This is a genomic window from Candidatus Thiosymbion oneisti (genome assembly GCF_900092655.1).
Taxonomy (GTDB): Bacteria; Pseudomonadota; Gammaproteobacteria; order Chromatiales; family Chromatiaceae; genus Thiosymbion; species Thiosymbion oneisti.
In genome coordinates, this window is record NZ_FLUY01001829.1 from 1 (window position 1) to 1,188 (window position 1,188).

Genomic DNA, 1,188 nt, shown 5'->3' on the forward strand with positions numbered 1-1,188 from the left:
GACACAAAAGGCTCCGACGAGGGTGACTGGAAGGGCTTCTCGCTCGGTATGATCCACGACTTCTGAGTCCGGCTTGGATTGTCCGTGGAACAACGGGGTTTCGGCCCCGTTTTTTGCGTTCCACGCATAGCCATCCTGCGTTTGGTTACTACTGCGGATTTTCGGCAAATCGACAACAGGGGAGAACCCGATGAACAGAAAGCTCATTTCCCTGGCGGTTGCGGCCGCCGTCACTGCCCCGGCGGCGGCCCTAGCCGACGCCACCCTCTACGGCAAGGCCCACGTGAGTATCGACTGGTTCGATATCAAGGAGATCGACTACAAAGGCTGGGGCCTGAACCGGGGTAGGATCGGCAAAGGTGCTACCCGTGCCAGTCGTCTCGGCGTCAAGGGCTCCGAGGACCTCGGCGGTGGCCTGAAGGCCATCTATCAGGTGGAGTTCGGTATACCGTTGGCCAACGAAAGGAACTACCATATCGCTGACGGCGAGTTCAATACCAGCAGCGGGGAGACCGGGCTCGAGATGCGTGACAGCTACGTCGGTCTGAAAGGTGACTTCGGTACCTTCTTCGTCGGCCGTCACGATACCCCGCTCCATGTCTCCACCGTCCCGCTGGAGATGTTCGATGACACCATGGCCGACTATGCAGGCACCGTCGGCTTCGACGATATCCATGCCGATAACATCATTACCTACATCACCCCCAGCTTCAGCGGCTTCCAGTTCACTGCGGCCACCATACCTGGCTCCGCAAGCACGCGAGATGGACTCCGAAACCGCAAGTCGGATAGCCTGGCTGAGGCTTATTCACTCGCCGCCACTTACGGGAATGGTCCCTGGTACGCCAGTGCCGCCTATGAGGTGCTGACCGACCAACTCAGCACTGAGAAGGCCGTCGCCACCACCGCCCAGGACATCCTCGCCGATCCCAGCAGCACCCCCGCGGAGATCGCACGCGCAACCACCCTCCTCGACGCCGCCAACTCCGTCAACACCGCGGATTTTAAGAAATGGCGTGTCGGTTTGGGCATCCGGGATCTGAGTGGCTTCTACCTGAGTGCTATCTACGAGAAGCAGAAGGCCATCGACTTCGTGGAAAAGATCAACGGTAAAGACAACGACGCCGATCTGTGGCAGGGCCAGCTCGGCTATGCCTTCGGCAACAACATGATCAAGGGCATGTATGG

The 1,188-nt window shown here is 59.3% G+C and carries 2 protein-coding genes; one reads left to right on the forward strand and one right to left on the reverse strand.

The features are described 5' to 3' along the window. Positions 1 to 207, reverse strand: a 207-nt coding sequence (locus BQ17_RS22985; RefSeq protein WP_218068362.1) for a hypothetical protein, incomplete at its 3' end; no start/stop codon positions are given. Between BQ17_RS22985 and BQ17_RS19540 the strand changes: the two genes are divergently transcribed. After that, a partial coding sequence (locus tag BQ17_RS19540) for a porin (RefSeq protein WP_089730002.1) occupies positions 191 to 1,188 on the forward strand: 998 nt, incomplete at its 3' end. The two genes, BQ17_RS22985 and BQ17_RS19540, sit on opposite strands and share 17 nt — an antisense overlap.